The organism is Mesorhizobium sp., from assembly GCF_041661565.1.
GTDB lineage: Bacteria > Pseudomonadota > Alphaproteobacteria > Rhizobiales > Rhizobiaceae > Mesorhizobium.
In genome coordinates this window covers 18,405-42,817 of record NZ_JBAZUD010000010.1, presented here as the reverse complement: position 1 = coordinate 42,817, position 24,413 = coordinate 18,405, and the positions used below count along the sequence as shown (strand labels likewise).

At 64.3% G+C, this 24,413-nt stretch carries 17 protein-coding genes and 1 tRNA gene; 10 read left to right on the top strand and 8 right to left on the bottom strand.

The window, feature by feature from the left end; all coding sequences use genetic code 11:
- Window positions 1–191 precede the first annotated feature (191 nt).
- The 3 genes from WC739_RS03530 to WC739_RS03520 all read right to left on the bottom strand — a co-directional run bounded on the left by WC739_RS03530 (window position 192) and on the right by WC739_RS03520 (window position 4,831).
- Complete coding sequence (locus WC739_RS03530) at window positions 192–2,564, bottom strand: aldehyde dehydrogenase family protein (protein WP_372951633.1); 2,373 nt, start codon at window positions 2,562–2,564, stop codon at window positions 192–194.
- A gap of 236 nt (window positions 2,565–2,800) precedes the next feature.
- Window positions 2,801–3,850, bottom strand: a complete 1,050-nt coding sequence (deoC, locus tag WC739_RS03525; protein ID WP_372951632.1) for a deoxyribose-phosphate aldolase — start codon at window positions 3,848–3,850, stop codon at window positions 2,801–2,803.
- Window positions 3,851–4,003: 153 nt separating this feature from the next.
- The gene (locus tag WC739_RS03520) at window positions 4,004–4,831 is read right to left on the bottom strand and encodes a ferredoxin--NADP reductase (protein ID WP_372951631.1); all 828 of its coding nucleotides are present in this window, start codon (window positions 4,829–4,831) and stop codon (window positions 4,004–4,006) included.
- A 220-nt stretch (window positions 4,832–5,051) separates the two neighbouring features.
- Here WC739_RS03520 and WC739_RS03515 point away from each other — a divergent pair, with 220 nt between their 5' ends.
- From WC739_RS03515 to WC739_RS03500, 4 genes are all read left to right on the top strand, one after another.
- The gene (locus WC739_RS03515; RefSeq protein ID WP_372951630.1) at window positions 5,052–7,136 is read left to right on the top strand and encodes a hydantoinase/oxoprolinase family protein; all 2,085 of its coding nucleotides are present in this window, start codon (window positions 5,052–5,054) and stop codon (window positions 7,134–7,136) included.
- A gap of 1 nt (window position 7,137) precedes the next feature.
- Entirely contained in the window at window positions 7,138–8,895 is a 1,758-nt protein-coding gene (locus tag WC739_RS03510) for a hydantoinase B/oxoprolinase family protein (RefSeq protein WP_372951629.1), read from the top strand.
- Window positions 8,896–9,020: 125 nt separating this feature from the next.
- Complete coding sequence (locus WC739_RS03505) at window positions 9,021–9,797, top strand: ABC transporter substrate-binding protein (RefSeq protein ID WP_372951628.1); 777 nt, start codon at window positions 9,021–9,023, stop codon at window positions 9,795–9,797.
- 66 nt (window positions 9,798–9,863) lie between these two features.
- A complete protein-coding gene (locus tag WC739_RS03500; RefSeq protein WP_372951627.1) occupies window positions 9,864–10,979 on the top strand; it encodes an aminomethyltransferase family protein in 1,116 nt (371 codons plus the stop codon).
- 127 nt (window positions 10,980–11,106) lie between these two features.
- Here WC739_RS03500 and WC739_RS03495 read toward each other — a convergent pair whose 3' ends face one another.
- Together WC739_RS03495 and WC739_RS03490 are read right to left on the bottom strand one after the other, a co-directional pair.
- Window positions 11,107–12,510, bottom strand: a complete 1,404-nt coding sequence (locus WC739_RS03495; protein ID WP_372951626.1) for an RtcB family protein — start codon at window positions 12,508–12,510, stop codon at window positions 11,107–11,109.
- A gap of 1,104 nt (window positions 12,511–13,614) precedes the next feature.
- Window positions 13,615–15,174, bottom strand: coding sequence for an RNA-binding protein (locus WC739_RS03490; RefSeq protein ID WP_372951625.1), 1,560 nt, complete (start codon window positions 15,172–15,174; stop codon window positions 13,615–13,617).
- A gap of 206 nt (window positions 15,175–15,380) precedes the next feature.
- On the opposite strand from WC739_RS03490, the gene rtcR reads away from it, so the two are divergent.
- Complete coding sequence (gene rtcR / locus WC739_RS03485) at window positions 15,381–16,976, top strand: RNA repair transcriptional activator RtcR (RefSeq protein WP_372951624.1); 1,596 nt, start codon at window positions 15,381–15,383, stop codon at window positions 16,974–16,976.
- A 75-nt stretch (window positions 16,977–17,051) separates the two neighbouring features.
- Here rtcR and ggt read toward each other — a convergent pair whose 3' ends face one another.
- Complete coding sequence (ggt, locus tag WC739_RS03480; protein WP_372951623.1) at window positions 17,052–18,638, bottom strand: gamma-glutamyltransferase; 1,587 nt, start codon at window positions 18,636–18,638, stop codon at window positions 17,052–17,054.
- Window positions 18,639–18,742: 104 nt separating this feature from the next.
- Here ggt and WC739_RS03475 point away from each other — a divergent pair, with 104 nt between their 5' ends.
- Window positions 18,743–19,102, top strand: a complete 360-nt coding sequence (locus WC739_RS03475) for a hypothetical protein (RefSeq protein WP_372951622.1) — start codon at window positions 18,743–18,745, stop codon at window positions 19,100–19,102.
- 112 nt (window positions 19,103–19,214) lie between these two features.
- Here the strand turns inward: WC739_RS03475 and WC739_RS03470 are convergent.
- Together WC739_RS03470 and WC739_RS03465 are read right to left on the bottom strand one after the other, a co-directional pair.
- A tRNA-Arg gene (locus WC739_RS03470) sits at window positions 19,215–19,291 on the bottom strand.
- Window positions 19,292–19,509: 218 nt separating this feature from the next.
- Entirely contained in the window at window positions 19,510–20,997 is a 1,488-nt protein-coding gene (locus tag WC739_RS03465) for an ATP-binding protein (RefSeq protein WP_372951621.1), read from the bottom strand.
- Between the two features lie 275 nt (window positions 20,998–21,272).
- On the opposite strand from WC739_RS03465, the gene rpmH reads away from it, so the two are divergent.
- From rpmH to WC739_RS03445, 4 genes are all read left to right on the top strand, one after another.
- Complete coding sequence (gene rpmH, locus WC739_RS03460; protein ID WP_008833937.1) at window positions 21,273–21,407, top strand: 50S ribosomal protein L34; 135 nt, start codon at window positions 21,273–21,275, stop codon at window positions 21,405–21,407.
- A 16-nt stretch (window positions 21,408–21,423) separates the two neighbouring features.
- The gene (gene rnpA, locus WC739_RS03455) at window positions 21,424–21,777 is read left to right on the top strand and encodes a ribonuclease P protein component (RefSeq protein WP_372951620.1); all 354 of its coding nucleotides are present in this window, start codon (window positions 21,424–21,426) and stop codon (window positions 21,775–21,777) included.
- A 14-nt stretch (window positions 21,778–21,791) separates the two neighbouring features.
- Complete coding sequence (gene yidC / locus WC739_RS03450) at window positions 21,792–23,600, top strand: membrane protein insertase YidC (RefSeq protein WP_372951619.1); 1,809 nt, start codon at window positions 21,792–21,794, stop codon at window positions 23,598–23,600.
- Window positions 23,601–23,781: 181 nt separating this feature from the next.
- Window positions 23,782–24,342 carry a fasciclin domain-containing protein gene (locus tag WC739_RS03445; RefSeq protein WP_372951618.1) on the top strand — a complete coding sequence of 187 codons (561 nt, stop codon included), beginning with the start codon at window positions 23,782–23,784 and terminating at the stop codon, window positions 24,340–24,342.
- The last annotated feature ends 71 nt before the right edge of the window (window positions 24,343–24,413 follow it).

Here is a 24,413-nt window from a genome sequence, read left to right as displayed (position 1 = left end):
TCTTCTCCTCGCCCGCCTGGGTTCGCGTCTATCGACCGCAGGCCACGAAGTCATGGGCCAGTCAGCCGTCATTGTGCGGCCTGAACGCTGCTCGGCCCACCGATAAAGATGTTTTTTCTCGTTAAAGAACACACATCCGGGCGTCAAGCCCGCACGCCATACTGGAAAGCCCCCATGCCCAGGGACTTGCTCTAGTCGCCGTAAGGCACCCACACATTCTTGACCTCGACGGCCCTGCGCAGGAAAGCATCGCCGGCCGCCTCGCTCGACGCCCAGTCCAGGCCGCGGCCATTGCCATTCCAGACGCGCTTGAGGTTGCCGATCGACTCGGCTTCGGCCTTGGCGCAGGTCTCGGCATCGGCAAACACCCACAGCCCGTCGACATCGTCATGCTTGGCCAGCACGGCGGCGAGTTCGGTCGTGCGGCCGGTTACGATGTTGATAGCTCCGGCCGGAACGTCGGAATATTCGATGACCTGGTAGAGATCGGTGGCCAGCAGCGGGTAGCGTTCGGAAGGCACCGCGACCACCGTGTTACCCATGGCCAGCGCCGGCGCGATGAGCGAGATCAGCCCCAGCAGCGGCGATGTATCGGGCGCCACGATGCCGACGACGCCGACCGGCTCGTGCAGCGCCAGGGTCACAGCGCGCGCCGGCGGCTGGTGCACGCGGCCCTCGAACTTGTCGGCAAGCCCGGCATAGAGGAACAGCCGCTCGATCGACTGCTCCACTTCGTCCCGCGCCACCTTGGACGTGGCCCCGGTCAGTTCGGTCAGACGGGCGGCGAACTCGCCCGCGCGGCCGGAAAGGTTCTCGGCCAGGTAGTAGAGCACCTGGGAGCGGTTGTAGGCTGTCGCCTCCGGCCAGCCCTTGCAGGCACGAGCCGCCGACACCGCGTCGCGGATGTCCTTGCGGCTGCCGAGACCGACCTCGCCGGCCAGCCTGCCCTTGGCGCCGGCTACCGCCAGCGAGTAATTGCCGTCGGGCCGCACCTGCTTGCCGCCGATGAACAGCTTGGCCGTGCGGTCGATGGCATCGCCATCAGCTTGCTCGACGGGTTGTGCCGAGAGCGTCGCCGGCTTGATCACCGGGCCGAGCGGAAGTTTGGCGCTGAGATATTCGAACATGCCCTCGCGCCCGCCTTCGCGCCCGAAGCCGCTCTCCCGGTAGCCGCCGAAGCCGCAGGCCGCATCGAACATGTTGGTGCCGTTGACCCAGACCACGCCGGCCTTCAGCTGCGGCGCGACATGGAGCGCGAGGTTGACGTTCTCGCTCCACACGCTTGCCGCAAGCCCGTAGCGGGTGTTGTTGGCAAGCTCGATCGCTTCCTCGGTGTTGCGGAATGTCATTGTCGCCAGAACTGGGCCGAAGACTTCTTCCTGCGCAAGGATGTTAGCCGGCGCAACGCCGGTGGCGAGCGTCGGCAGATGGTAGTAGCCGGACGACGGAAGCGTTGCATCCGGCTGCCAACAGATGGCCCCTTGCCTGGCGCCTTCGGCGATCAGGCCCTTGACGCGGTCGAGCTGGGTCAGGTCGACCAGCGGCCCGATATCGGTGTTCTTGTCCAGCGGGCTGCCGACACGCAGCCGGCTCATCCGCGTCTTGACCTTGGCGATCAGGGCGTCGGCGATCCCCTCCTGCACCAGAAGCCGTGAGCCCGCACAGCAGACCTGGCCCTGGTTGAACCAGATGCCATCGACCAGGCCCTCGACGGCGCTGTCGAGATCGGCGTCCTCAAAGACGATGAAGGCCGACTTTCCGCCGAGCTCCAGCGACAGCTTCTTGCCCGAGCCGGCCGTGGCCTTGCGGATGATCTTGCCGACCTCCGAAGACCCGGTGAAGGCGATCTTCTGGATGCCGGGATGATTGACGATCGCAGCGCCGGCTTCGGGCCCGCCCTGGACGATGTTGACGACGCCTTTCGGCACGCCGGCACGCTCACAGATCTCGGCAAACAGGATCGCGGTCAGCGGCGTGAACTCGGCCGGCTTCAGCACCACGGTGCAGCCGGCGGCCAACGCCGGCGCGATCTTCCAGGCCAGCATCAGCAGCGGGAAATTCCACGGGATGATCTGGCCGACGACGCCGACGCCCTTGTGGCCGGGGAAATCCCTGTCCAGAGCCTGCGCCCAGCCGGCATGGTGGATGAAATGGCGGATGGCCAGCGGCACGTCGATGTCACGGCTCTCGCGGATCGGCTTGCCATTGTCGATCGACTCCAGCACCGCGAACAGGCGCTGATGGCGCTGCATGGCGCGGCCGATGGCGTAAAGCACCTTGGCGCGCTGATAGCCCGAGGAGGCCGACCATTTCGGCAGCGCCTTGGCGGCCGCCGCGACCGCCGCGTCGATGTCGGCCGCATTGGCGTCGGACACTTTTGCCAGCAGCTTGCCGGAAGAGGGGTCGCTGGTCTCGAAAGTCTTGCCGCCGGAAGCGGCTTTCCAGTCACCGCCGATGAACAGCGCCTTGCCGAAATCGCGCGCGGCCAGCCAGGCGTCCGCCTCGTTGCGGGCTTCCGGCGCCGGGCCGTACTCCATGGCGTGATAGCGTTCGAGAATGTTCATGGATGGCTCCAGATAACTGTCTTGGGAGGTGTTCTTTCGCGCCCCCCTCTGTCCTGCCGGACATCTCCCCCACGAGGGGGGAGATCGGACGTCACGTCTGTCAGCCGCCATTTTGCAGCGTTGGCAATTGGCGAAATCGTCGATGCCAGCCAATCTCCCCACAAGTGGGGGAGATGTCCGGCAAGACAGAGGGGGGCGCGAAGGAACTCCACGTTCAAAGCCCTGACCCTTGGTGCTCAAGCCATCGCGTGGCGGTGGTTGGCCGAATAGTGCCCGGTCAGATGATGTTCGAGCTGCCGCTCGATATCGGTCAAGAGGCTCGAAGCGCCGAACCGGAACAACTCCGGTTCCAACCAGGGCCGGCCAAGCTCTTCCTTCATCAGCACCAGCCAGTCGAGCGAGGCCTTCGCGGTGGAAATGCCACCCGCCGGCTTGAAGCCGATGAGATAGCCGGTCTCCTCGAAATAGGCGCGGATGGCGCGCACCATGGCGAGCCCGACCGGCAGCGTCGCATTGATGCTTTCCTTGCCAGTTGAGGTCTTGATGAAATCGGCGCCCGCCATCATCGCCACCATCGAGGCCAGCATGACGTTGCGCAGCGTCGCGAGGTCGCCGGTGCCGAGAATGACCTTCAGATGCGCATCGCCGCAGGCGGCGCGCATCGAGACGATCTCATTGTAAAGCTCCCGCCATTTGGCGCCGAACACCAGGCCGCGGGGAATGACCACGTCGATCTCGTCGGCGCCGTCCTTCACCGAGGCTTCGATCTCCTGCAGGCGGGTCGAAAGCGGCGCCAGGCCGTGCGGAAACGCGGTGGAAACGGCGGCGACATGGACGCCTGTGCCGCGCAGGGCGTCGACCGCGGTGGCGACGAAGGGATGATAGACGCAGACGGCGGCCGGGCGGATCTTTTCGCCTGCAATGCCGAGGCCTTCGGCGATGTCGCGGCGGAACGGGTTGAGCGCCTTGGCGCAGAGCCGGCGCACGCGCTCCTCGGTGTCGTTGGAATTCAGCGTCGTCAGATCCATGCAGGCGACGGCGCGCAGCAGCCAGGCGGCCTGGTTGTCGGCCTTGATCGAGCGCCGCTTGGTCAGGCTGGCGACGCGGCGCTCCAGCGCCGAGCGGTTGACGCTGCGCACCGATTCCATGAATCCGAGGTCGAGCTTCATGCCGGGATTGCGCGCGATGCGGTGGTCCAGCGCAACGTGGGTGTTGGCGGCGGCACGCGCGGGCAGCGGCGTCACCTTGGACGAGCCGAGTTCGGCTTCGCGGATTGTGCTGCTCATCTCCTGCCCTTCCATTCAGCGACATATGCCGAAAGATAGTCCGTGAAGTCGCGCTTCACGAGTCTTTCGACACGTCATATCTGAAAATGGCGGCGAAAGCAGCCGACTTTTGACTGCGTGGTCAAAACGCGGATGCGGAAAGCCGGCCCAGGCTCAGCCGACGAAGGCGCGTTCGACGACGAAACTCGCCGGATGGCTCAGCGAACCTTCTTCAAAGCCAAGGCTTTCGGCCAGCTCCTTGACATCCTTGAGCATATGCATCGAACCGCAGATCATGATGCGGTCCGTCTCCGGATCGAGCTTCTCGATGCCGAGGTCGGCGTAGAATTTGCCCGAGCCGATCAGCGCGGTGATGCGGCCCATGCGTGCCGAGTTTTCGCGGGTCGTCGAATTGTAGAGGGTGACGCGTCCAGTGGTGAGTTCGCCGATCAGCGGGTCGCTTTCCAGCGCCGCCACGAGCTCCTGGCCATAGGTGAGTTCGGCATTGTCGCGGCAGGTATGGGTCAGGATCACCTGCTCGAATTTTTCGTAGGTGTCGGGATCGCGCAGCAGGCTGGCGAAGGGCGCGATGCCGGTGCCGGTCGAGATCATGAACAGGCGCTTTGCGGGCGTCAGCGCATCCAGCACCAGCGTGCCGGTCGACTTCTGGCGCATGATGACGGTATCGCCGACCTGGATCTTCTGCAGTTCCGAGGTCAGCGGTCCGTCCGGCACCTTGATCGAGAAGAATTCCAGCTCGTCGTCCCAGGCCGGGCTCGCCACCGAATAGGCGCGGTAAACCGGCTTCTCGGCATTGGGCAGGCCGATCATGACGAACTCGCCGGACCGGAAGCGCAGCGACTGCGGGCGCGTGATGCGAAACGAGAACAGCCGGTCGGTGTAGTGCTTCACCGAGACGACGGTTTCCGCATAGACATTGGCCGGTATGGGGAACTGCAACGGACGGGCGCCGGCGGTGTCGAGCGCGGGTGTGGTGTTCATCAAAATCCAACCTTCCGGCGCAACCTTCGGCTGTTGGCGCCAAACCGTCTCCCGCGCCTCCGGACCATTCAGGTCCGGGGTGCTCGGCACACACTCCGAAGTGTAAGCTCTTGTGTCCGGAATTTATTAGTATACAAACGATATTTGCGTCAAGATGCGGGCTTAAAACACCTTTCCAAATGGCGCCATATCCGTAGTCCGTGCATTTCGGGTTTCGACGATGAAAGAGAATTTTTCGGCGCAAGCGCGCGGTTCCCTTGGAAATGTCGTAGCCGGAATCGATGTCGGCGGCACCTTCACCGACCTGCTGCTGATCGACGGCCGAGATGGCGGCAAGGTGCATATCGCCAAGACGCCGACCACGGTCGACAACCAGGCCTTCGGCGTCGTCTCGGCCCTCGGCGCCACCGGATTTCCCATTGCCGGTATCGACCTGATCGTGCACGGCACGACCACCACCACCAACGCCGTGCTCGAACGCCGGCTGGCGAAAACCGGCATGATCACCACACGCGGCTTTCGCGACGTGATCGAGCTCGGCCGGCGCACGCGGCCGCAGGCCTATGGCATGACCGGCACCTTCGTTCCGATCATCCCGCGCAATCTCAGGCTCGAAGTGTCGGAGCGCGTCGAGGCCTCCGGAACCGTACGCACGCCGCTCGACGAGGCCGAAATGCGCGAGGCGGTGAAGGCACTGCTCGCGGCGGGCTGCGAATCCCTCGTCATCCATTTCCTGCATTCCTACGCCAACCCCGCGCACGAGCGGCGCGCCGTCGAAATCGCCGCCGAGCTTTGGCCGAATGGCTACATCACCGCAGGCCACGCGCTGCTGTCGGAAGCGCGCGAATTCGAGCGCGGCGTCACCGCCTCGGTCAACGCCTCGGTGCAGCCGATCCTCGAGCGTTATGTCGAGCGGCTGCGCAAGGAACTCGCAGCCAAAGGCTATGCCCGCGATTTCCTGATCATGAATGGCAATGGCGGCATGATCTCGGCCCGCTTCGTCACACGTGAATCAGCCAAGACTGTCATGTCGGGCCCTGCCTCGGGCGTGATCGCCGCCGCCTATACCGGAAAGCGCGCCGGTTTCGAAAACCTCGTCACCTACGACATGGGCGGCACCTCGACCGACGTGTCGCTGATCCGCAACGCCGAGCCGGCGGTCTCGAACGAAATCGAGATCGAATATGCCATGCCGATTCATGTGCCGATGGTGGCGGTGCACACGGTCGGCGCCGGCGGCGGCTCCATCGCCCGCGTCGACGCGGCCGGCCTGATCCAGATCGGCCCCGAAAGTGCCGGCGCCAATCCCGGCCCGATCTGCTACGGGCGCGGCGGCCTCGAGCCGACCATCACCGACGCCAATCTCGTGCTTGGCCGGCTGGCGCCGAAGAAGCTGCTGGCGGTCGAAAACCCGGTTACCGTCCAGCACGTCACCGGCATCTTCGAGGACAGGATAGGCAGGGCGACCGGCCTGTCGGGCGTCGAGGCGGCGGGCGCGGTGCTGCGGCTGGGCAACATGAAGATGGCCGGCGCCATCCGCATGGTGTCGGTGTCGCGCGGCCATGACCCGCGCGATTTCGCGCTGTTTGCCTTCGGCGGTGCCGGGCCGCTGCATGCCACGGCGCTAGCGCGCGAACTCGGCCTGCCGCGGGTGCTGGTGCCGGCGCGGCCCGGCATCACCAACGCGCTCGGCTGCGTCGTCGCCGATCTGCGCCATGACTTCGTCAACACGATCAATCAGCCGGTGGCCGTGCTCGATGAAGCCCAACTCCATGCGGTATTGGAACGGCACCGAATCGAAGGCGAGGAGCTGATAGGCAAGGAAGCGGTAAAGCCGGAGACGATCCGCGTCACGCATTCCGCCGACATGCAGTTCGTCGGCCAGACGCACATCATCAACGTGCCGCTGCCGTCTTCGTCGGTGATGCGTAACGAGCTGCAAGCCCTGTTCGAAAAAGCCTATTTCGCCCGCTTCAAGGTCGAGCTGCCGGAAATCCGCGCCAACCTCGTCAACCTCAACACCTCTGTCACCGGTGTGCGGCCCGCGATCGACCTGTCCCGGCTGATCGACCCGGCCGGGCGGGCCGAGACGCTCGACGAGGCCCGGCGCGAGATCCGGCCGGTGTGGTATGCCGGGCGCTGGCACGACACGCCGGTTTATATCAGGGAAAGGCTGCCGCTTGACGCCGTCATCGAAGGCCCGGCGATTCTCGAACAGATGGACGCCACCACGGTCCTCGAACCCGGCGACCGCGCACGCTCGGACGCCGACGGCAACATCATCATCGACATTGGCGAGGCCTGAGATGCCTGACCTTGAGACGGCGAAGCTCGACGCCATCACGCTTTCGGTCCTCCAGGCCGCGTTGCAGCAGGTCTGCGACGAGATGGACCTGACCTTTTCCCGCGCCGCCTTCTCACCCGTCATCGCCGAGGCCAATGATCGTTCGGACGGCATCTATTCGGCCGTCGACGGCTCGCTGATCGCCCAGGGAAGCCAGGGCCTGCCGGTGTTTGTCGGCGTCATGCAATATTCGACAAGGACGGTGATCGAGATGATCGCCGACGGGCGTTGCCTGCCGCCGGAGCCCGGCGACATCTACATCGTCAACGATCCCTATCTCGGCGGCACGCATCTGATGGATGTGCGCTTCGCAATGCCGGTTTACCGGGACGGGAAAATCTTCTGCTGGCTGTCCAATACCGGTCACTGGCCGGATATTGGCGGCTCGGTGCCAGGCGGCTTCTCCGCTTCGGCGACAGCTGTCGAGCAGGAAGGCCTGCGGCTGCCCCCGGTTAAACTGTTCAAGAAGGGCGTGCTCGATCCCGAGATCTACGCCATCATCTGTTCCAACATCCGCGTCGCCGACCAGCGCATCGGCGACATCAGGGCGCAAGCGGCGGCGCTGCTGATCGGCCAGGATAGGCTCAACGGTATCCTGGATCGTTACGGGGACGAAACAGTTGTCGAGGCGATCGCCGAACTGCGCCGACGCGCAGCCGAGCAGATGCGCGCCAATATCGCGGCCATTCCCGACGGCACCTACCGGTCCAAGGCCTTCGTCGATTCCGACGGGGTGGTCAACGAGCCGCTGACCATCGCGCTCGCGGTGGAGAAACAGGGCGACACGCTGACCTTCGATTTTACCGGCTCGTCGAAGCCCTGCGCCGGACCGATGAACAGCGTGCTGGCGACCACCTTGTCCTCGGTCTATCTCGCCATGCGTCATATCTTCCCGGATGTGCCGATCAGCGCTGGCGCTTTCGAACCGCTGATCGTCAAGCGTCCGGAAGGCACGTTCCTTGATGCGAAATATCCACGCCCCGTTTCGGGCTGCGCTGCCGAAGTCTCGCAGCGTATCGCCGAGGCGGTGTTCGCGGCCATGGTGCAGGCGCTGCCCGACAAGGTGACGGCGGCCCCGGCCGGCTCCAGCGGCAATTTCGCTCTCGGCGGCAATGATCCGTCGCGCGGCCGCGACTATGTCATGTACCAGATCTCGGGCGGCGGCTATGGCGGCAATTCGGACCATGACGGCCTGACCAATGGCTGCTCGACCATCGGCATTTCCAAGTCGCCGCCTGTCGAGATCATGGAACAGGCCTTTCCCGTGCTCTATCGTCACTATGCCCTGCGCGAAGGCTCGGGCGGCGCCGGCAGGCATCGCGGCGGTTTCGGCCTCGCCTACGAGGTCGAAATCCTGCGCGGCGAGGCGCGCGCTTCCTTCGTCATGGATCATGGCCGTTTCGGCCCCCAGGGCGCGCTCGGCGGCAGGGACGGCGCGGTCAACACGGTGACGGTCTTCCGCAACGGCGAGGAACATGTGCCACCGCATCTGTCCAAGGAGCAGGACATCCCGTTGAAGGCCGGCGACCGCGTGCGCGTCGGCACGCCGGGCGGCGGTGGCTATGGCGATCCGCGCGAGCGTGACGCGGATCTGGTGCTGCGCGACGTCGCCATGGGCTATTACACCTCGCGGGAGGCCGCGGATAAATTCGGCGTTGTCCTGTCGGCCGGCGATCTCAGCGTTGACCGCGAGGCGACGGAAAAGCAGCGCGCCGGCTAATCCAAGATCCAGCCGCTGCCGCGCCGATCGTCGGTCGCGCCGTGATCGCCGCATCCCATGTCGTTTCCGTCTCCGCCGGCAGGGCGAAAGCCCGTAGACTTCCGTCGTCAACGGAGATCAGGATCATGCGTCTTTTCGGTCGTTTCGTGCTTGCCGCTTCCGTCGCCCTCACTCTTGCCACCGGTGCCGCTTCTGCCCAGGACACCAAGCTCAGGATCGGCACCGAGGGCGCTTATCCGCCCTTCAACTACGCCAATTCGGATGGCACGCTGGGCGGCTTCGACATCGATCTCGGCAAGGCGCTGTGCGCCGAGATGAAAGCCGACTGCGAGTTCATCGTACAGGATTTTGACGGCTCGATCCCGGCGCTGCAGGCCGGCAAATTCGACGCCATCATCAACATCACCATCACGCCGGAGCGGGCCGAGAAGGTCGAGTTCACCCACAAATATTACCAGACGCCGCCGGCCATCGCCGTGCCGAAGGATTCGCCCATCGCCGGCACCTCGCCGGATGATCTCAAGGGCAAGGCTCTCGGCGTGCAGACCGCGACCATCCACCAGAAATTCGCCGAGCAGAAATATGCGGGCTCGACCGTCAAGGCCTATCCGACCGGCGACGACGCCCGCGCCGACATGGCCAATGGCCGGCTCGATGCGATGATGGATGGATCGATCATCCTCACCGAATGGCTGAAGAAGCCCGACGGCGCCTGCTGCAAGCTGCTTGGCACGCTGACCGCCGATCCCGCCATCCATGGCCCCGGCGTCGGCATTGCCCTGCAGAAGGGCAACAAGGAACTGGCCGACAAGTTCAACGCGGCCATAGACGCGCTGCGCGCCAACGGAAAGTACAAGGAAATCAACGACAAGTACTTTTCGTTCGACGTCTACGGCAACTGAACCTGAAACGACCGATCGCGGCGGCGCCGTTCGGTGCCGCCGATTTCACGACTCATGGAGACTTCCTTGGCTGAGCGGCGTTCGCCCTTCTACAGCAGCATTGTCGGACTGGGCGCGACCATGGGCCGGGTCGGCGGCGATTTCATCTCGGCCAGATATTATTCCGGCATCGAAGAGGAGCACCTGAACACGCGCGAGAATGTCGGCGTCCAGGACCTCAGCACCATGGGCAAGATGGACATCAAGGGTCCCGATGCCGAGGCGCTGGTCAACCATGTCATCGTCAATGATGCGGCGGCGATGAAACCGGGCCAGATCCGTTACTCCACCGTCTGTCGCGAGGACGGCGGCATCATGGACGACCTCACCGTGTTTCGGCTGGCCCCTGAGCATTTCATGCTGGTCACCGGCTCGGTCAACCGCCTGAAGATGCTGCCCTGGCTTCAGCATCATGCGCAAGGGCGCAAGGCCTATGTCACCGACATCACGGCCGCCATCGCCTTCCCGACCATCCAGGGTCCGCGCTCGCGCGACCTGTTGAAGGCAATGATCAGGGATGCCGATCTCGACGGCTTGAAGCGCTGGGCGTTCACCTCGGGCCATATCGACGGCACCCGGGTCCTGATCTCGCGCACCGGCGTCACCGGCGAACTCGGCTTCGAACTGTTCGTGCCGGCCGACGAGGCGGTTTCGGTCTGGGAGGCGCTGATGCGGACAGGGGCCGACTTCGGCCTCAAACCCTATGGCGTGCTGGCCATGTTCACGCTCGGCCTGGAAAAAGCCTATCCGGCGCATGGCATCGACATGGACGAGACCCGCACCCCGTTCCATGTCGGCCTCGACCGCTGGATCAAGTTCGACAAGGGAAACTTCGTCGGCCGCGAAGCCCTGCTCAAGATCCGCGACAAGGGGATCGGCGAACGCTGGACCGGGCTGATCCTGGACGGCGACAAGCCGGCCGCGACGAATGCAGAGGTAACCGCCGACGGCGAGCATGCCGGCACCGTCACCTACAGCGACCATGGCTATTCGCTGGGCAAGGTCCTGGCGACCGCGCATCTGCGGCTGCCATTCACGGCTGTCGGCACCGAGCTCAGCATCGACATCGACGGCGTCCCGACCCGCGCGGTCGTGGCGCCAATCCCGTTCTTCGACCCGGAGGGCACAAGGTTGAGAGCTTGAGCGACGCTTGGCGAAATCGTTCTGACGTCCCTTCCATGCCCACGTTGGCGACTTGTGGGAGCGCGTCCACCAAGCGCCCGGGAGGACTCGCCGGATGCGGGCCTTTCAGCGCGCATCCGGTGCCGGGCTAGCGCCCCTGCTGCTGGCGCGCTTCCCGCTTCTTGCGCCAGGGTGCATTGGCTTCCCAGTCGCCGGCCATGATGCAGCCATAAGGCAGCACCTCGTCGACGATTTCCGCCAGGCCGAAATGCTCGATCTGGCGGCGCATCGAGGCCGCGTTCTTGTAGGCGCTCGGCAGCTCCGAAACATCCGTCACGCCTGAGAAGAATCGGGCATCGATGCCCTTCGTCTCCTGCGCGAAGATATCGGCGTCGCTGCGCCCCGCCTGCATGCGCTTGTGCCGGGTGCGCGAGAAATTGCGCCCGGCCCCATGCGGAGAGAACCCAAGTCCGTTTGCAGCGTTTTTGCCGCGCACGATCAGCACCGGTTCCGCCATGTTGAGCGGGATCAGCGTCAGATCGGTTGCGTCGTCGGCCCAGTTGTCGAAGGCCGGCGTGGCCCCCTTGCCGTGGTAGAACAGCCCGTCCGAGCGGCGGAAGACGAAATTGTGTTCGTTCCAGAACCGGTCCGATACCTTCGCCGACAGCTTTTCGGCCGCGAGATCATGGATGAGCATATGGTTGCCCTTGGTCCATTCGCGGATCACCTGCAGGGCCTCCCAATAGTCGTCGCCTTCCCGCGTGTCGGCGGGGATCCAGGCGTTCTGCGGCAACGTCTCCGGCGACAGCGTCCGGCGCACACCTTCGGCGATCTTCATGCCCTTGGCGTAGAGCCGCGCGCCCGGCGAGCGCGAGCCGTGGTGGGTGACCAGCGCCGTCTCGCCGCTCGACTTCAACGTGCCGACATAGGCGAAATGGTTGCCGTCGCCCTGCGTACCGAAATGCTCGATTGCGGCACTGGTCAGGTCGCGCAGCAAGGGGTTGGCCTCGAAACGCTCGAAGATCTCTCTGGCCGGACGGATCTGCTGGCCACGCGGACGCCCGCCTGGGCCGAAATGGGTGACCCCATGCACGGCATCGAGCAGCGCGGCAGGCGCTACGTCAGGGAAGACAGAGATCGCCATCGAGCAGCAGATGTCGGCCGAATGCATGCCGGGATGGATCGCTTCCGACACCGCGACGCCGCCGACTGGAATGGTGCCCGACGGACCGGCGGGGCAGGCGTCCGGCATGATGGCACCGGCGCGGATCACGGGCGTGCGCATCAGCTCGGCCATGCTGCGCGTGACCGCCTCCACATTGGCGGCCTCGTCTGGCGTTTCGGCATCGATGTTGAGATGCAGCGGCATCGAGGAGGCGGCATGCAGCGTCATGGCCGGCGGCGGCGCGAAGGCACGCGCGGCCTCCAGCGCATCGCCCTGCGATCCACCGCTTTCCAGCACTGCATTGGCGGCGACGAGCGCCTTGCCGAACCACTTGCCCTGCGGCATGCCGGCGTCGATCAAATCCTGTCCACTCCAAATCTCGGTCATGTCTTTCACTTTCGCTACATCAGCCCTGCGTATTGCGAACGGACGACAAGGGGAATGCGAGACCTCTTTTCCGCCACTTCGCGCAATGCGAAGGAGGGACACGAACCCTCACGCCTTTCAGCACCCGCTTCCTGGGATTGCCTGGAGCGGGCTGCGTCTACCTGTAGTCTCGCAGGCATTCGTCCTGTTCATTCGGTCTGGCGACAAGGGTCGGCAGGACAATAACTGAGCTACTTTCCATCCTGGGACGGAAGGGATGGTTTGAACATCCGACCTTCCGCGACTTTCGTTGCGGCCGCTCTATCCCTGTAGTCCTGCCTGCATTCGCCATTCGTTTTCTTCCTCCGGCGGGCGACAAGTCGATGCGAGAAGCCGATCGGTCAATCGACCGACGGGCGGATTCGAACCGCCAGATACCAATGTATTCCCGCAGGCATTCGCCCTGTTCAATCGGCTGGCGACAAGGATGGCAAGACGGTGATTGACTGCGCCACCCCGCTCCGCAGAGCGGGAGGGTGATTTGAACACCCGACCTCCCGTGTTTTGACGGGCGCGCTACCTGTAGTCCTGCCTGCATTCGCCATTCATTGCGTTCGCCGCGGCGACAAAAGATGATGAAACCCGGGAGTCCCGCCCATGCCAGAGAGCGCTTGCAATGAGGATTCGAACCTCACGGAGCATCCCATTTGTGCTGTAGTTCCATCCGGCATTCGCCGCGGCTGTTTCTTGCAAGGTGTGACGACAAGTCTGTTGTGAAACTGCCTTTCTGCTCTACCGACTGAGCTACGGAGCTGATTGGCAGCTCCGGCAGGAATCGAACCCGCGACCCGAAAGTTGGATGTAGTTCCACAGGCATTCGTCACGCCTTGTGTTCAGTTCCTTTCTTCCTCAGTTACGACCGAAGCCGCGCAAAACCGTCGGGCATGACGACAAGGTTTGACGAAACGTCCCGCTCTATCCGCTGAGCTACGGGTCCATAGTGGCGGGCCCGACGGGATTCGAACCCGCGACCTGGAGGTGAACAGCCTGTAGTTCCATCGGCATTCGTCATGCCCCGATACGTGTTTCAATCGGTCCCGGCGGATGCGCCGCCGGGACCATTTTCTAGAGCTCCACCGCCTCGATCGTTCGCACCCAATGGTCCGGGTCGCCGCTCGAGGACAACATCGACCCGATCACGTCGAAGACGCGGTCGGAGAAACCACCGACATTCAGGATGTCGGCCTGGCCCTTCGCCTGCGTCGTGGCGTAGGGCTGGATGTCGATGCAGACCAGCCTGGCCTTGGGGTTCAACCTCTTCAGCTTGCTCCATTCCTGCATCGTCGCCGTGCCCTGATGCGCATGCGCCGGGGCATCAACCCAGGACTGGTTGTCCGACACGAACACCACCAAGTCGACCTTTGCCTTCTCACGCACCAGCCGAGCCAGCGGAGCCGAACAGTTGGTTCCGCCGCCACCGATGGCGGCGAGCTTGGCAGCGTTGGTCATCACCGTGTCGCGTGCGTTGAGGCGGATATCCACCACATCGTTCTCGAACGGCAGCACCCTGGCCGTCGGGTTGCGCCGCAGCATCGCGGCGGCCACCAGGGCAGCCACATCGATGCAACGCACTGCCGACGTGGCGCCCTTGCGGTAACCGGTCACCGGCGAGGCCATGGAGCCCGAAACGTCCGGACACACGACCACATTGCCCTTGATCCGGGGCACGTTGCCGAGCGCGATTTCCATCGCATCCTGCAGTGCGTCCCTGACCACGCCAGGCACCTCCGCACCGGCCATGGTGAACGCCACCATGAGCTGGTACGGGAACACCCGGGCGCGCCGGATTTCCTCCGCATTGCGCAGTCTTGCCGCCAGCGTCTGCGCGAACCCCTCCACTTCAAACACGCCGTTTCGGGCAAAAGTGTTCAGGTTCTGGCGCAGCATCTGCCATCCGGCCGTCGCCGCGATCTGCACCCAATGGTCGCGCGAAAGCGGCATCGAGGTCAGCATCTGGAACGGCACTTCAGGCACAGGCAGCGACGGATCGCGCTTGAACGCTTCGAATGCCTTCACCACGTCCGGCAGCGCCGCGACATCATGAGGCTTGCCGATCAGGTAGCCATAAAGCGCCTCACGCGATGCCGACTTGGGCTTCGGGTGAACCATCCTGATGACATCGGCGAGCGACGGATCATTGCCGACAGCCGCCCGCATGATCTCGAAGTCGGCCGCCTGCTCGAGCCACGCCTGGACAAGGCGCTTCGGCCGCGTGCCGAGCGACTTGCGCCCGGTGGCTCCCGAACGCATGACCTGCACGAAGTTGCGCAGCATCTTGCCGTTCCTGACGATGCGCCCGAAAGCACGGTTGAACTCGTCGCCCTGCATGCAGGATAGAACGGCCAGCAGAAGCGCCGGCATGTCCTTCATATAGCCCTGTTCGAAGGCGTGGACGGCGGTGCGGGCCAGAAAACCCGGCTCGACCTGCCATGCGAGCTTCAACACCTCGTCCAGCTGCTCGCGCGGCTCGGCATAGAAGGTCGCGTTGAACGTTCCCGTCGCCGCCAGCTGCGCCAGAGCCTGGTGCGGCGACAGGCGGTAAGCCTGGGCGCCTTCATGGTTCCGAGCGTCAGCCGGCGGGAGCAGCTTTCCTGCAATCGTCGCAAACACGGATTTGTTCGCCATTAATCTCATCCTTCATTTCACGCCAACATCATTACAAGCGGCGTGCCAGTTCGAAGAGCCGAGACGCGCAGAACAATCATCTTTTGGGCAAGCACCTGATTTCAAAGGGAAAGAAAAATTCGACGAAAGCCGACTGCCTCTGGCGCTCGTCCGGGAACTGCCTATAGAATGATCCAAGCATCTCACTAGTTATACGCTAGGATAAAATGCGAAGACGTGTCGCAATAGGCATTCTTGGGACGGTCCTCGACGCGAGCGGCCGGGACGATCGCTGGAAAAAGTGGCGGCCGACGGTGGCGCTGTGCCAGCAGCCCGGATTGTTCATCGATCGGCTGGAGCTCATCCACGATGAGCGTTCGCGGCGATTGGCCGGACAGGTCATTGCCGACATAGAGCAGGTCTCGCCGGCCACCGAGGTCAGGTCGCACATCATCGGCATGAAGGACCCCTGGGATTTCAGCGAGGTCTACACCGGCCTGCGCGATTTCGCCCGCGCCTATCAATTCGATCCCGAGAAGGAAGATTATCTCGTCAACATCACCACCGGCACCCATGTCGCGCAAATATGCTGGTTCCTGCTCACCGAGGCCCACTTCATTCCGGCGCGTCTGCTTCAGCTCTCGCCGCGCAAGGAAGGCAGCGATCATCCCACCGGCAGCCATTCGATCATCGACCTCGACCTGTCCCGCTACGATGCGATCGCCACGCGGTTCGCAGCCGAGCGCGACGAGGCGACCTCGTTCCTGAAATCGGGCATCGCCACACGCAATCCCGCCTTCAACCAGATGATCGACCAGATCGAGAAGGTGACGATCCGCTCGCGCGCGCCGGTGCTGCTGACCGGCCCGACGGGCGCCGGCAAGTCGCAACTGGCCCGGCGCATCTATGAGCTGAAGAAAGCGCAGCGGCAGGTCTCGGGCGCCTTCATCGAGGTCAACTGCGCGACGCTGCGCGGCGACCAGGCCATGTCGACGCTGTTCGGCCACGTCAAGGGCGCCTTCACCGGCGCCCAGAGCGGGCGCGCCGGGCTGATGAAATCGGCCGACAAGGGTGTGCTGTTTCTCGACGAGATCGGCGAACTCGGCCTCGACGAACAGGCCATGTGCCTCAGGGCCATCGAGGAAAAGCGTTTCCTGCCGGTTGGCGCCGACCAGGACGTGATGTCGGACTTCCAGCTTCTCGCCGGCACCAATCGCGATCTGTCCATCGGTGTGAAAGAGGGCAAGTTCCGCGAGGATCTGTTCGCACGGCTGAACCTGTGGACGTTCCAGCTGCCGGCGCTGCGCGACCGCAAGGAAGACATCGAGCCGAACCTCGACTTCGAACTGCGCCGCTTCGGGGAGCGCGAGGGGCAGAACGTCACCTTCAACAAGGAGGCGCGTGACCTCTACCTGAAGTTTGCGATCGCGCCGGAGGCGATGTGGCGGGCCAACTTCCGCGACCTCTCGGCCTCCGTCACGCGCATGGCGACGCTGGCGCCGCTCGGCCGCATCAACGAGGAAACCGTGCGCGAAGAGATGAAGCGACTGACGGTGCTCTGGCGTGCCGGAGACCCTGACGACCGGGAAGCCGTCCTCTCGGAGGTTCTCGGTGCTGAGCGGCAAAGCCGGATCGACATGTTCGACCGGGCGCAGCTTGCCACCGTGCTGGAGGTTTGCCGCGACAGCAGTTCGATCAGCGCGGCCGGGCGGAGGCTCTTCGCGATCTCGCGGTTGCGCAAGACCAGTGGCAACGATGCCGACCGGCTACGCAAATATCTCATGCGCTTCGGCCTCAGCTTCGAGGATATTGTCGGAAAATGACCGACAGCGCGTAGCCCTCGGTCGGTGACCAGGGCTTCGGCCAACCTGCCGCCAAGACATCCTGCCGGAACGCCCTCAGTAGCCAAGCGCCAGGCCGTCCTTGCGCGGGTCGGAGGCGCCGGTCAGCGTGCCTTTCTCCCAGTCGATCAGCACCGCCTGCCCGCCGCCCAGCGGATGATCCGGCTCGGCGATGCGATGGCCACGCCGGCGCAGCCCTTCGATCGTCTCGGCGGGCACCGCGCGCTCCGCCTCCACGATATCATTGTTGTAGAACACCCTGGGCGCATCGAGCGCCTGCTGCGGGTCCATGCCGAAGTCGATCATATTGGTCAAAAGGTGGACATGCCCGAATGGCTGGTAGCCGCCGCCCATGACGCCGAAAGGCATGACGGCGCGGCCGTTCCTGGTCGCCATGCCGGGCATGATCGTGTGCATCGGCCGCTTGCCCGGCGCGATCGCGTTCGGATGTGCGGGCTCGAGGCGGAAGCTTGCGCCCCGGTTCTGCAGCACGATGCCGGTCTTCGGGCCGACGACGCCGCTGCCGAACGAATGATAGGTCGAGTTGATGAAGGAGACGGCGTTGCGGTCGCGGTCGACGATGGAGATGTAGACCGTGTCGCTGCCGGGCAGGTCAACGCGCGGCAGATGGGTCATGGCGCGGTCGCGGTCGATGGCGGCGCGCAGCCGGTCGGCATGGGTGGCCGACAGAAGTTCCCTTACCGGCACATCGACCTGGTCCTGGTCGGCGATGAAGCGGTCGCGGTCGCGATAGGCCAGCCGCCCGGCCTCAATTTCCAGGTGCAGGCGCTCGGCGCCATTGGGGTCGAGCCCGCCAAGCTTGAAGCCCGACAGTATGTTCAGCATCAACAGCGCCGTCAGCCCCTGATTGTTGGGTGGCATCTGGTGGATGTCGTAGCCGCCATAGGACGTGCTGACCGGCGCCACATAGTCGCCTTTGGTCGCGGCGAAATCCTCGTGCGAGTGAAGTCCGCCGAGATCATTGAGGCGGCGCACGAGATCGTCGGCGACCGCGCCTTCGTAGAATCCGGCGCGGCCGTGCCTGGCGATGATCCGCAATGTCGCCGCGAGGTCCGGCTGCCGGTGCACATCGCCGGCCTTCGGCGCCTTGCCGCCCGGCAGGAAGATGCGGGCGGCGTGCTCGTCTCCCGACAGGTCGGCTTCCGGTCCGGCCCAGTCGAAGGCGACGCGGTCATGCACGACATAGCCGTTCTCGGCGTAGTGGATAGCCGGCGCCAGCGCCTCGGCAAGGCCCTTGCGGCCATGGTCCTCCAGCAGGCGGCACCATGCGTCGACGGCGCCCGGCACGGTGACCGCGTGCGGTCCCCGCAGAGGGATGCTGTCGAAGCCCCTTTCCAGATACCAGTCGACCGTCGCCTTGGCAGGGGCGCGGCCCGAACCGTTGAAGGCCAGCACCTCGGCCTTCCCCGCCGGGCAGTACAGCACGAAGCAGTCGCCGCCGATGCCGGTCGACTGCGGTTCGACCACGGCCTGCACGGCGGCGGCGCAGACGGCGGCGTCCATGGCGTTGCCGCCGGCGCGCAGCATCTCGATGGCGGCAAGAGTCGAAAGCGGGTGCGACGTGGCCGCGACCGCTTCCATGGCACGAACCGGCGAGCGGCCGGGAAACTGGAAATCACGCATACTGTCTGGATACCCCTTGGCTGTGGTAAATCATTGCCGCCGCGCGGGAATCCGCGCAACCGACAAAAACGCGAGCTGGTCGCCAGTCGTCGGATAATGCCGCGATGGACCGGATGAAACCGGCCACCGCCCATGATAGTGTCCGCGCACCCTTGAAGCTCACCCCTGAACGCACGTTCGGCCGTGGCGCGGATGTCGGCATGCCGGTCACCGGCTGTCGTACGAGCGGCACAGCCGAACCGGAGGTCCAAATGTCGGTTGTCGAGGAAGACCCTTCCCCCGCGGTCCTCTCCCATCCCGAGGAGATCAAGTCGGTTTTCGACCTTCGGCTGGGCAAGCATGTCACCTTGCAAGGCAGCGCCAGGATAACCCCGGCAGGCGTGATCAGCGCCGGCATCGCCGTCGCCCTTATGACGCTCGCGCTGGGGTATCTCGCCTCGTCGACCAGGCGACGCGGGAAATAGGCGGGACTGGTCTAAATAGGCGGGACTGGTCTGGGGCGCCGGACAATGGTGTTCCACCCTGTCGTCAATGGCACTCTGTGAGCGGCTGGCTTTGCCGTCAGCGGTTGAAAAATGGCGCGCCCGAAGAGATTCGAACTCCTGACCCCCAGATTCGTAGTCTGGTGCTCTATCCAGCTGAGCTACGGGCGCGCAACAGGCCATGCTTTCCATGACCCCGCGAGCCGATCGTGACGACCGGCCGCGACGAGACGTGTTCCCTAGCGACTGAATTTGCGAAAAGCAAGCAGATCCGGCAAAAGTTTTGTCGCCTGGCTGTCATCTGGCCAGGCAACGCGCAATCCCGGCCGATCGATTGTCCTTGCGCGGCGATGGAGGGCGGGGCCGGAGGCCAACCGGCGCCCGAACCGTCATGCCGGGCGGCGCAGGCTGCCGCGTGCCTGGTCGAGCCGGACCGGCTGGTCGGGAATGGTCACCGCGAAGGTGGTGCGCCCGCCAATCGACTCGACCAGTTCCACCGTGCCGCCATGCGCCCGGATCAGTTCATGCGCGATCGCCAGGCCAAGGCCGGTGCCGCCGCTGCGGGCCGAGCCGCGGAAGGCCGCGAACAGGTTCTCCCGCGCCTTGGGCGGCAGGCCGGGGCCGGTGTCGGTGACGGCGATGCGGCTGACGCTGCCCAGCCGCACGGCCGACACGGCGAGCCGGCGCACGATGGCGCTTTCCGTATCCGCCGCCATTGCCTGCACCGCGTTGCGGCAAAGGTTGGTCAGCACCCGGAACAACTGGTCGGAATCGGCGTCGACCTCGAAGGCCGCGTCGACGGCGTTGACGAATTCGATGCCGCCTTCGGTGTCGAGCAGGCCATGGACGTCTTCAACCAGCTGGTGCAGCCGCAGCCTCCGGCGCGCCGGCGGCGGCTCCTGGGTGCGTCCATAGGCCAGCACGCCTTCCGAATAGGAAACCGCGCGGTCGAGCGCGCGCAGCAGTTTCGGCGCGAAGGCCTGGACGGTCGGATCCTTGACGTGGCGCAGGCGGTCCGACATCAGCTGCGCCGACGCCAGGATGTTGCGCATGTCATGGTTGATCTTGGAGACCGCCAGGCCGAGATTGGCAAGGTGCTTCTGCTCCGACAGCATCTTCTGCAGCCGCTCTTGCATCTGCGACAGCTCGCGCTCGGCAACGCCGATCTCGTCGGCGCGCGCGGCGGGGTGGATGATGCGTCCGGGATCGTCGGGCGCCTCGGAGAAGGACAGCATCGAGCGCGTCATCGTCCGGATCGGCCCGATCATGATCAGGTCGATCGCGGCATAAACCAGCATCGCGGTGAACAGTGAGATCAGCAGCGAGACGAAGGCGACGTTGCGCGAATACCGCAGCATTGCATGACGCAGGCTGTAGTCCGGCATGATCAGCTCGAATTCCTTGTCGCTGTCGCCAACCGGCCCGAAGACGCGCAGCATCCGGTCGCCGCCGAAAAACAGCGTGTCCAGCGCGCCGGTCATGCCCTTGACCATGCCGATGCTGGCGATGTCGATATGCTCGTCGACCTTCGGCGGCATCTCGGCCACGACCAGGAGCCGCGACACGCCGCCGTCCCGCACGGCGATGGCCTTGGCGCCGATCGCCATCAGCACGTCGTTCTGGGCCTCGCGCGACAGCGAAGTGGACTCGCCCTGCACCAGCACGATCGACACCGCCGCGGCCGTGCTCAGCCGCTCCTTCAGCCAGTTTAGCCGGTAGCTGGCGATCCAGGGCAGGAAGATGAGCACCTCCGCCAGGAGCACGAAAACGATGGTCAGCAGCAGCAGCTTCGTCGACAGGCCGCGCGATAGCGGCACGGTTCGGCTGGCGATGGTCGCCGTGCCGATTGCCTGCTCCGCCTGCGCGATCTCGCTCATTTGTCTGTCTTCACGATCACTTGATCGCTCAGACTAGGCGATTCCGGCATTTTTGCCAATTTCAACCTTCGTGCGAACCCGAACTCAATACTGATCCAGCGCAATCCGCTGGCGCCGGCGCCGGATTGACTTCCAAAACCCTTCTTTCTATAAGCCCGCACACGCTCGGGCCATTCGTCCCGGCGCGGTTTCGATCGCGCCAAAACCGGTCCGGCAAAGCTCCTGTTACAAAGTGACAGAATCAAGAAGGGCCGCACCCCGCGGTATTAAAAGAAATGAAGCGTACCTACCAACCGTCCAAACTCGTCCGCAAACGCCGGCACGGCTTCCGTGCCCGCATGGCCACCAAGGGTGGTCGCGGCGTCGTCGCAGCTCGCCGCAATCGTGGCCGCAAGCGGCTCAGCGCCTGAACGGAAGACGAGATCGTTGCCCGCATCCGGCAAGCCAGTGGGACCAGATCCCAAGCGGCTTCTGAAGCGCGCGGAATTCCTGGCCGTCCGTCGTGGTGAAAAGCGACGCGGGCGGCTTTTTCTCGTCGAGGTTCTCGATCGCGGCGACGGCCTGTCGCCGCGCGTCGGCTACACCGTCACCAAGAAGGTCGGCAACGCGGTTGTCAGAAATCGCGTCCGGCGGCGGCTGCGGGAAGCCGTCCGCACGCACGCGGCGAGTGACATGGCGCCTGGCAATGACTATGTCATCGTCGGGCGCGAAGACGTGCTTGCCATTCCGTTCGGCCAGTTGAAGGCCGAGCTCTCCCGCCGACTGCGCGGAACACGATAGGCCAAGGGCTTTCGATGGAAAACAACCGGAACTTCTTCATCACCATCGCGCTGTCGGTGCTGATCCTGGCGGTATGGCAATATTTCTATGTCTTGCCGCGCAGCGAGGCGCAGCGTGAAGCGGCCCGCGTCGAGCAGCAGCGCGTCGAGGAGCAGAAGAAGGCGGCCGGCGCCAATCCCGGGGATACCACCACGCCCCTGGCGCCAGGCGCCATTCCGAACACGCCGGGCACCGACGCTGTCACCCCGGCCGGCCGCGAACAGGCCCTGGCGACCAGCACGCGCGTCAGGATCGACACGCCGAGCCTCGAAGGGTCGATCAACCTGACCGGCGCCCGTCTCGACGACCTCAAGCTCAAGCACTACACCGAGACGGTCGACAAGACCTCGCCCGAGATCAGCCTGCTCAATCCGGCGGCGCTGCCCAATGGCTACTATGCCGAGATCGGCTTTGTCGGCAACGACAAGACCGGCGCCGTACCCGGGCCCGAGACGGTGTGGGCCGTCGATGGCAACGCGACGCTGACGCCGTCGACGCCGGTCACGCTGACCTATTCGAACGACAAGGGCCTGACCTTCAAGCGCACCTTCTCCGTAGACGACAACTACATGTTCACCGTTTCCGACGAGGTGCGGAACTCGGGCACGGCTCCCGTATCGCTGTCCAACTACGGCCGCGTCACCCGTTTCGACAAGCCGCTCGTCGCCAGCACCTATGTGCTGCACGAGGGCCTGATCGGGGTCACCGGCACGGAGGGGTTGCAGGAGCATAAGTACGCCGCCATCGAAAAGGACAAGCAATACACGCCGACCAAGTCCACCGATGGCTGGCTGGGCATCACCGACAAATATTGGGCAGTGACCCTGGTGCCGAGCGAGAAGCAGCCGTTCCAGCCGCGCTACGCCTATTTCGAGGACGGCCGCCATCGCTACCAGTCCGACTTCCTCACCGACCCGATCAATGTCGACGCCGGCAAGTCGGCGACGGTCGAGACCGAAGTCTTCGCCGGCGCGAAGGAAGTCAACAAGGTCAACGCCTATGCCCAGGACCGGAATATCCGCTTGTTCGATCGGCTGATCGATTGGGGGTGGTTCATCTGGATCACCAAGCCGATGTTCCTCCTGATTGACACGCTCTACAAATTCTTCGGCAATTTCGGCCTGGCGATCCTGGCCACCACCGTCATCGTCAAGGCCATCTTCTTCCCGCTCGCCAACAAATCCTACGCGTCGATGGCGAACATGAAGAAGGTGCAGCCCAAGATGCTGGAAATCCGCGAGAAATACGCGGACGACAAGATGGCGCAGCAAAAGGCGATGATGGAGCTGTACAAGACCGAGAAGATCAATCCGCTGGCCGGCTGCTGGCCGGTGGCGCTGCAGATCCCGGTCTTCTTCTCGCTCTACAAGGTGCTCTACATCACCATCGAGATGCGGCACGCGCCGTTCTTCGGCTGGATCCAGGATCTGGCCGCGCCCGATCCGACCTCGATCTTCAACCTGTTCGGCCTGATCCCGATCACGCTGCCGCATATGCTGATGATCGGCGTGTGGCCGCTGATCATGGGCGTCACCATGTTCCTGCAGATGCGCATGAACCCGACGCCGCCGGATCCGACCCAGGCCGCGATCTTCACCTGGATGCCGGTGATCTTCACCTTCATGATGGCGGGCTTCCCGGCCGGCCTCGTCATCTACTGGGCCTGGAACAACACGCTGTCGATCCTGCAGCAGGGCGTGATCATGAAGCGCCAAGGCGCCAAGATCGAGCTGTGGGACAATCTCGTCGCCTTGTTTCGAAAGAAACCCTCGCCGGCGGAATAGCCGGCAAGGAAGACACGAAAGTCATGAAAAGCCCCGGCACGTCCGGGGCTTTTCTGTTGCGCGGCGCCACATGTTCACGTTCCCGTGATCGGCGAAACCGCGAGCCGTTACGCGGCGTGACTGCGTGTGCGTTTTCCAAAGGCTATCAATCCCGATCAGCCCTCATCAGGAGGAAGAACACATGCGCTTGCCATCATTCAGGACCATCGCCATTTCGGCCCTCGTCGCCAGCGCGGCCATCGCCGCTCCAGCCTACGCCAAGAACCCCAATGTCGGCGGTGCGCCGATGTACGCCAGCAAGAACATCGTCGAGAACGCCGTCAACTCTAAGGATCACACGACGCTGGTCGCCGCCGTGAAGGCAGCCGGCCTGGTCGACACGCTGCAGGGCGCCGGGCCGTTCACCGTGTTCGCGCCGACAAACAAGGCGTTCGCCGCGCTGCCCAAGGGCACCGTCGATACGCTGCTCAAGCCCGAGAACAAGGACCAGCTCGTCAAGATCCTGACCGCCCATGTCGTTGCCGGCAAGCTTTCGGGCGCCGAGCTGATGAAGAAGGCCAAGGCGATGGGCGGCAAATACGAGCTGAAGACCGTCTCCGGCGACACGCTGACCGCCGAGGTCAAGAAGGGCAAGCTCTACATCATGGACGAGTCCGGCGGCGAGGCCAGGGTGACGATCGCCGACGTCAACCAGTCGAACGGCGTCATCCACGTCGTCAACAAGGTGCTGTTGCCGAAGTAACGGCTTCCGACGGACGGGGCGGATCTTTGGGGCTTTCTTGGTTCGCCTTCGCGCCTCGTGACGAGGCGCCA